We start from the raw sequence: 7,126 nt of genomic DNA, 5'->3' as shown, positions 1-7,126 counted from the left end.
TTAACGCTAAAGATATTGTCTTTTTTGTATTGATAAAATAGGGGTGAATGACCAAGCTATTTCTGTCTATTAGTCCAAGAGAACCAATACATATGACCGAGCCATTTCTGCCTATCTCCCCAAGAATATCGATGAGAATCAACAGAGAATTTTCTGTTACCAAAAAGTATAGAGTCTTTTTTAAACGATTACGGCGCTTGTTCTCCATATTTTTGTATGGTTGTAAAAGGTTGGGATTCGATTTTTACATTTTCAGTTAAATTAACACATAGAGGGGCAATTTCAGCCGGTGTTAAATCAAACTCATTTTGAACCCATTCTGTTAACACATTAAACACACTACCGACCACGCCCCGTATCAGATAGCGATCGGTGATATGTTCAATTGGATTACAAAAAACTTGATTTAAATAGTCTAAAAAATGGGGATTTTCTTTAGTTGACAATAATACTTTAGCCGCCTCTTGATGTTCAAAGATAAATTCAAAGAGTGCCACCCAAAATGTTTGTTGTTGATTATCAATTAAGTATTTTAGATTTGATTGGAAAAATTGTCTGAAATAATCATCATAAAGTTCATGGTACAAGGCAGTGATGGATGGATAGTTACGATAATAAGCCATGCGCGAGACACCGGCTCTTTTAGTTAAGGAAGTGACTTTAATTTCTTCGACAGAATTTTCAGCTAAAAGTTGCATTAAGGCTGTTTTTAAAGAATCTTTTGTTAATTGATTTAATTCTTGATTATTGTTTTTCATAAAATTTACCTCCCTTTAGGTAAAGATGTATCATTTTTTCAAAATCTGTCACAACACAATCAAAATTTATTGCACAAAAATCGACTTGGTGTTACTATTGTAACACCAAGATGATTAAATGTATAGAGGAGAACTATATGAGATTACATAAATTAACCCAACAAGCGATTGAAAGGATTGAGCGAGGCGAATGTTTATTACAAGCTGAAGACTTCGTCAATCAAGAAGCTGCAGCGGGTCAAAGTGACGGCACGATTTTACAACTAGTAGATAATGATAAAAAATTTATTGCGAAAGCTATTGTTGGTCATCAAAATAAAGGCATTGCTTGGGTCTTTACTGATCATGAACGCATTTATTTTAATCAAGATTTTATTGAAAATGTCATTGAAGATGCGATTGAAAAACGCCAAGAATTTTTTGATAGTGAAGAAACGACAGCTTTTCGTCTGTTTAATGGTGAAGGCGATGGTTTAGGTGGCCTCACCATCGATTGGTATGATGGTTTTATTCAAATTAACTGGTATAATCGCGCAGTCTTTGCCGAACGAGCAACCTTTATCAAAGTCTTATTATACTTTTTACCGCAAATTAAAGGCGTTTATGAAACCAAACGGTTCAAATTGATTGAAGCAGAACAACCGATTGAACATACTTATGGCGAGGTAGCGCCACAACCGATTGAAATCTTAGAAAACAATATTCGTTATGCGATTTATTTAGGTTCAGAATGGATGACCGGTTTATTTTTGGACCAACGTGAAGTACGTCAATTTATTCAAAGTCAAGTAGCCGGAGCGAGTTTATTAAATCTATTTAGCTATACCGGTGGCTTTTCGGTAGCGGCCGCTGTGGGAGGAGCTAAGCATACAATCAGTGTGGATGTAGCGAATCGTAGTTTAGAAAAAACGACTGAACAGTTTGCCTTGAATCAGATCGAAGCGCCAACGGAAAATCATGAGATTCGAGTCATGGATGTCTTTGACTATATTCAATATGCAAAACGTCATCAACGAACTTTTGATTGGATTGTTTGTGATCCACCTAGTTTTGCTCGCACGAAAGATTACTTATTTAGAGCAGAAACCGATTATCGTCAATTAGCGGCAGATTTGTTTGAACTAACAGCTCCCGGTGGTTTTTGTGTATTAAGTACCAATCATAGTGGTTACCCTAAAGAACTATTTATGGATGATATGAACCAAGTAGCTCTTGCAGCAGCAGGAGAATATTATTTAATTCAATCATTTGGTTTACCGGATGACTATCCAACGTCTGCTGATGAAGCGAGTCAATATTTAAAAGTTTTGGTTTATTATCGAGCACAGTAGCATAAATGAGGTGAGAAAGTGAGTTATATTGAATTTAAAGATGTGGTCAAAGAGTATCACACTGGAGAAGTGGTGACTCGAGCTAATGATGGCATTGACTTTACGATTGAACGTGGCGAATTTGTTGTCATTTTAGGACCATCAGGTGCCGGAAAATCGACTACATTGAATATTTTAGGTGGAATGGATCAAGCGACCAGTGGTCAAGTTTTGATTGACGGCGAGGATATTGCGCAATATAGTGAACGCAAATTAACCACTTATAGACGCAATTCTGTTGGCTTTGTTTTCCAAAATTACAACTTAGTTCCTAATTTGACTGCTAAGGAAAATGTCGAGTTAATGATCCAAATTGCAAAATCAGGTATGAATGCTCAAAAAGTACTAGAAGATTGCGGACTGGGGCATCGCTTAGACAATTTTCCGGCGCAATTATCAGGTGGGGAACAACAAAGAGTTTCGATTGCTCGGGCGATTGCGGGGCAACCCAAATTATTATTATGTGATGAACCGACCGGTGCCTTAGATTATGAGACAGGAAAACAAATTTTACAGTTATTGCAAGATACATCGCGTAACTCCGATACAACCGTGATTGTCATTACTCATAACTCAGCAATTGCGCAAATGGCCGATCGCGTCATTGAGATTCGTAACGGAAAAGTAAAATCAGAACGAGCCAATGAACAACCCAAGTTAGTAGCGGATATTACATGGTAGGTGAGAATGATGAATAAAGTTATATGGAAAGATAACTTAACAGAAATAAAAAAATCTTGGCCGAGATTTCTATCCATTCTACTCATTATGTTATTAGGAGTCGCTTTTTTTGTCGGCATTCGGGCTACGAGTCCTGCCATGGTAGAAACGGCACGTCAATTTTATGAGCAATATCATTTGCCTGATGGCCAAATTCTATCGACTTTAGGTTTAAATGAGGATGATATTCAATTAATTGAAGAAAAAGGACTCACTGTAGACCCCTTAAAAGCTTTAGAGACCACCTTAAACCCATTATCTGAACGAGTTAAAGTGTATCCTAATAATAATAAAGATTATTTCTTTGCAGTGGAAGGCGCATTGCCGCAAAAAGCAGATGAGATAGCCTTGGATATTAAATATCGTCAATCAGACATAAACATTGGGGATGTCGTTGAATTAGAACAAGTCAGTGCCGCTCCTAAAGAAGATGAAGACACCAATTTGGAGGGGTTACAAGCCCCCTACTTAACCCGTACCCAATTTAAGGTGACTGGTTTTGTTGATACACCACTGTATTTTTCAAAAATTAGTCGTGGTGTTAGCAATATTAATGGCTATGTTTTAGTGATGCCAGAAGCGGTTGCAGGCGATATTTATACTGAAGTCCTTTATTGGTCAACAGAAGCCGGTCGTTATCGCGCCTATTCTGACCAATATAATCAAGTGATGGATGATGTCCAAAGTGATTTAGAAGCAGCATTCGCCGAACGTCCAGAAATTCGTCTACAACAATTAAAAGATGACTTGAATTTAACTTTATCAGATGGAGCAAAAGAAATTGATGAAGGCTATGCTGAATTAGCAAGTGCGGAAAAAGAATTAGAATCAGCCAAAGATGAACTTTCAGAAGGTCAATCAAAATATGAATCGGGCAGTGAAGAACTGGCCAAAGGCTATGACGAATGGGCATCCGCCTCTACCAAATTAGCCGATGGACGGAATGAATACCATGATGGCTTAGCAGAGCTTGAAAGTGGTGAAGCAGCTTATCAATCAGGTTTGGAAGAAATTGAAACACAAGAAGAAACACTAAATAATGGTGAAGTCGAGTATCAATCAGGTCTGGCAGAATATCAGTCAGGAGTAAAAACCTTTAATGAAAAAATCAGTAGTGCTCAAAGTGAATTGTCACTTAATAAAGCAAAATTAGATGAAGCCAAAGAGCAACTGGATGCTTCAAAAGCACAATTAGATGAAGGTTGGACAGCGTTAGAAAGTGGTAAAGCTGAATTAACGAAAGGCCAAGAACAAATGGCTAACGAATTACAGCAAAAGATTCCGAATTTAGCAGAGAATTTAAGCAACTTAAAAACACAAGCCCAACAAGGACAATTTGATGAGCAAACAAATCAAAAAATATTAGCTGAATCGACGTCTCAAGGGGAGTTAACTGTTATTTATTTACAACAACAATTGACACAGTTGACCAATCAAAAAACCACTCTAGAATCGCAAATTAAAGCTGCTCCCGAACAAATTAAGCAAGTCAATGCCGGTATAGCTGAAGTGGAAGCAGGATTAGCAGAACTTAATGAGCATTTAACACCATTAGCCGAATCTGAAAGTAGTTTAACCGAAGAGTTAGCAACAGTGGAAGCAACGGTCACCGAACAACAAGCAATCGTTGATCAGGCACAACTAGCTTATAACGAAGCAGTGCAAGCGCGCGATGAACAGGCGACTCAATTAGAAAATTTAGATCCAGAATCAACAGAGTATGCGACGGTTGAAGCACAATTACAAGAAGCTGAAGCATTGGTGACGCAGACTCATAATACGCTGACGGCTGAACAAGCAACATTAGCACCGCTTATAACTACTCGCGATGAACTGTCAGCTCAACTAAGCACCATTTCAGAGCAAAAAACGGCGTTAACTAACCAAGTAACTGAGCTAGAAAGTCAAAAAGCAACTTTAGAAGAACAATTGGCGGGACTTAACCAATTAATTAGTCCGGAAACAGCTAAAAAAGTTGAACAATTAGCCGGGGCCATAGCTTCATTACAAACCCAAATTGAAGGCTTACAAGCTGGTCTTCAAGCATTTGCTACGGCTCAAGCAGAAATCGCAACGAACGAAGCGACTTTAAATAAAGGGCAAAAAGCCTATGAACAAGGTTGGAATGAGTACGCAACTGGTCTTAAAGCCTATCAAGAAGGTAAAGCTAAATTTGATAAAGAAAAGCAAGCAGGTCAGACTGAACTTGACAATGCAAAATCAGAGTTAGCAACAGCCAGAGAAAAACTCGACAATGGTTGGAGTCAACTGAATGCGGGTAAAGAACAATTAGCTTCATCCTTCAATGAATTAGCCACAGGACGAGAAAAATTAGCCACTGCCCTACAAGAAATTGAAGACGGTGAGACTCAATTAGCTGATGGCTTAACTGAACTTGAAGACAGTCAAAAAGAACTAGCAGACGCTAAAAAAGAATTAGAAGATGGCCAAAAAGAGTATGAAGAAAATCTCGCAAAATTCAAGTCAGAGAAAAAAGATGCTTTAAAAGAATTGAAAAAAGCCGAAGCCGATTTGGCAGATGGCCAAAAAGAAGTCGATGACTTAAAAGAACCGACTTATTATTTAAATCAACGTGATAGCTTTGACTCTTATGATAGTTTGTATGATAATGCGAATCAAATTAAGCAGATTAGTACCGTCTTTCCACTCTTCTTCTTTGCGATTGCGGTGTTAGTGACCTTTACAACGATTAAACGAATGGTTAGTGAACAACGTAATTACATGGGAACGATGAAACAAATGGGTTACCCTAACCATGTCATCCTAAGTAAATTTGTGATGTACGCCTTATTAGCCACGGTCATTGGGACAGTCATTGGGATTGAATTAGGGTATCGTATTTTCCCACCGGTGATTATGAATGCTTATAATAGTTTATTCCACTTCGATAGTGCGGTAACCGTGCGTTCGCATGAATTGAATGGGTTAGTTGCCTTAATTGCCTTATCCTGTGCCTTGATTCCAGCGATTTGGACGCCATTACAATATTTAAGAGAACAGCCGGCTCGATTATTACGACCAGAACCACCTAAAGCAGGTAAGAAAACCATGATTGAACGCATTGGATTCATCTGGAATCGACTTTCCTTTAATCGTAAAATGACCATTCGGAATCTTTTACGTTATAAAGGACGAAATGCCATGACATTGGTAGGCGTTGCGGGCTGTACGATGTTAATCGTCACCGGATTTGGTATTAGCGACACGATTGATGGATTAGTGGAAACACAATTTAAGCAATTACAACGTTATGATGCGGTATTATATTTAGATGAGGATGCTGAACAAGCAAAAAAAGATCAAGTCATTGATGAAGTGTCCCACCATTCTGAACTCGATAAAACGTTAGAAATTCATTCAGCTAATTGGCAAACCGACACTAATGCAGCGGTGCAAAGCGTTTCGGTTATCGTGCCTTTAGATGATTATCAAGGGTTCTTAGATATTCATGAAAGACAAACACCAGAGCAATTGATTGATTTGAGTCAAGAACAGGGTGCTGTTATTTCTGAAAGATTATCCGAATATGTCAATGTCGGTGTCGGTGATATGCTTCATTTAGTCGATAATGACGGTAATGAAGTAGATATTCCCGTCAGCAAAATTGTAGAAAATTATATCGAACACTATGTTTACCTTTCACCGGAAAATTATCAAACAATCTTTGAGGAAGAACCAACCTTTAATGCCTTATTGATGCAATATGGTGCGAATGCAGATAGTCATCAATTAGAACAAGATTTTTCGGATAAAGAAGCCGTGTTAACTTACTTAAGTTTAGATTCGATAGAAAACAATGTTCAAGAAACAATGGGAAGTTTAAATGTCATTACCTTAGTATTGATTATTTCAGCGGCCGCCTTAGCCTTTGTCGTCTTGTATAATTTAACGAATATCAATGTTTCAGAGCGACTACGAGAATTATCGACAATTAAAGTATTAGGGTTTTATAACCGTGAAGTCAGCATGTATATTTATGATGAAGTATTGATTTTAACTGCGATTGGTTCAGTGATTGGATTGGGCCTTGGTGTTATCCTCAATCAATATATTTTAAAAACAATTCAAATGCCTAATTTATTCTTCTATCCGATCATTAATTGGCCAAGTCACTTGATTTCGGCCGCAATGACCTTCTTATTCTCTTCAATTGTCATGCTCGTAATGCATCAAAAATTGAAGAAAATCGATATGGTAGAAGCCTTAAAAGCAGTAGAATAGTCGCAGAAAATAAAAAACAGTTAGGAAAGCTGAAGA

4 protein-coding genes are annotated in these 7,126 nt (G+C 37.7%); 3 read left to right on the top strand and 1 reads right to left on the bottom strand.

Features of this window, described 5'->3' with window-relative positions; translation table 11 throughout:
• Positions 1 to 188: 188 nt before the first annotated feature.
• Positions 189 to 758 carry a TetR/AcrR family transcriptional regulator gene (locus GSA01S_RS08580; protein WP_066126660.1) on the bottom strand — a complete coding sequence of 190 codons (570 nt, stop codon included), beginning with the start codon at positions 756 to 758 and terminating at the stop codon, positions 189 to 191.
• Positions 759 to 895: 137 nt separating this feature from the next.
• Here GSA01S_RS08580 and GSA01S_RS08575 point away from each other — a divergent pair, with 137 nt between their 5' ends.
• Genes GSA01S_RS08575 through GSA01S_RS08565 form a run of 3 tightly spaced genes read left to right on the top strand, consistent with a single transcriptional unit; the run spans position 896 to position 7,090 of the window.
• The gene (locus GSA01S_RS08575; RefSeq protein WP_066126658.1) at positions 896 to 2,089 is read left to right on the top strand and encodes a class I SAM-dependent rRNA methyltransferase; all 1,194 of its coding nucleotides are present in this window, start codon (positions 896 to 898) and stop codon (positions 2,087 to 2,089) included.
• An 18-nt stretch (positions 2,090 to 2,107) separates the two neighbouring features.
• The gene (locus tag GSA01S_RS08570) at positions 2,108 to 2,809 is read left to right on the top strand and encodes an ABC transporter ATP-binding protein (protein ID WP_066126656.1); all 702 of its coding nucleotides are present in this window, start codon (positions 2,108 to 2,110) and stop codon (positions 2,807 to 2,809) included.
• A gap of 9 nt (positions 2,810 to 2,818) precedes the next feature.
• Positions 2,819 to 7,090: an ABC transporter permease gene (locus GSA01S_RS08565; RefSeq protein ID WP_066126654.1), complete on the top strand. Its 4,272-nt coding sequence runs from the start codon at positions 2,819 to 2,821 to the stop codon at positions 7,088 to 7,090.
• The last annotated feature ends 36 nt before the right edge of the window (positions 7,091 to 7,126 follow it).

It is taken from the genome of Globicatella sanguinis NBRC 15551 (assembly GCF_001552295.1).
Classification (GTDB): domain Bacteria; phylum Bacillota; class Bacilli; order Lactobacillales; family Aerococcaceae; genus Globicatella; species Globicatella sanguinis.
The sequence above is the reverse complement of the archived record's forward strand: the minus strand, read 5'-3'. Positions and strand labels throughout refer to the sequence as shown.

Excerpts from the sequence above, each read along its gene's own strand:
- GSA01S_RS08580 (WP_066126660.1), bottom strand. The coding sequence starts at position 758 with ATGAAAAACAATAATCAAGAATTAAATCAATTAACAAAAGATTCTTTA.
- GSA01S_RS08575 (WP_066126658.1), top strand. The coding sequence starts at position 896 with ATGAGATTACATAAATTAACCCAACAAGCGATTGAAAGGATTGAGCGA.
- GSA01S_RS08565 (WP_066126654.1), top strand. The coding sequence starts at position 2,819 with ATGAATAAAGTTATATGGAAAGATAACTTAACAGAAATAAAAAAATCT.